Annotated in this window: 1 protein-coding gene; it reads right to left on the bottom strand. The window is 43.3% G+C overall.

All coding sequences use genetic code 11. The features are described from left to right. Window positions 1-12: 12 nt before the first annotated feature. A partial coding sequence (locus AC1DLM_RS35435) for a molybdopterin-dependent oxidoreductase (protein ID WP_477572631.1) occupies window positions 13-764 on the bottom strand: 752 nt, incomplete at its 5' end.

The following is a 764-nucleotide window of genomic DNA, read 5'->3' as shown; positions in this document are numbered from 1 at the left end:
GCTCTATACTGGTCACTCCACATAGACCTGAATTTGAGGCATTGAGTTGTTTTCATAACCTTTCACATTCCATTCCGCTTGAAGGGGTTGGGTATTATCCTTGTCATCAGTTGCCTTTACCATAATAAGATATGTTCCAGGTACAAGCACATGCCAATCCCACCCCMACCTTCTCCAGCTGTACTTTTCCTCTGGATCAAGCCATCTCACTAAGCTCCATGATTTTCCATGATCAAGACTAATCTCTACCTTTTTAACAAATCCGTGACCTGACCATGCTGTACCTGTAATGATATGCATTCCTCTTCTCATAATTGTTTGATCGGTGGGCTGGGATACTACGGCATTCACTTTCATTAATGTAACTGGTCTACGCTGAGTATCTGCTTCAGAACGGTACACGACATAATCATTGTCTTGAAAAGGACCTTTAAATTCTTGATCAGTAGCTACTATGCGGTAGAGCCATTTGACAGAAGCCATACCATACCAATTCGGAACGATTAGTCTTGCTGGATATCCATGTTTGTATGGTAGAGGTTTTCCGTTCATGTAAAGGGCAATCAGAGTATCGGGATGCATAGCTTTCTCTATAGGGAGGCTTCGGGCAAACCGGAAAGTGCCTGGAAAGTCCGTTCGTTCTCCTGTATCCATTCCTTCGAATATAACTTCACGAGCATTTGGACTAATTCCAGCTACCTGTAATAAAGTTCTAAGAGAAACTCCAGTCCAGATCGCATGGCTTACAGCCCCCTGTTCCCATT

The sequence above is a fragment of the Paenibacillus sp. 01T442 genome, assembly GCF_056398345.1.
Note: the sequence above shows the minus strand (reverse complement) of the source record. Positions and strands in the feature narration are given on the sequence as shown.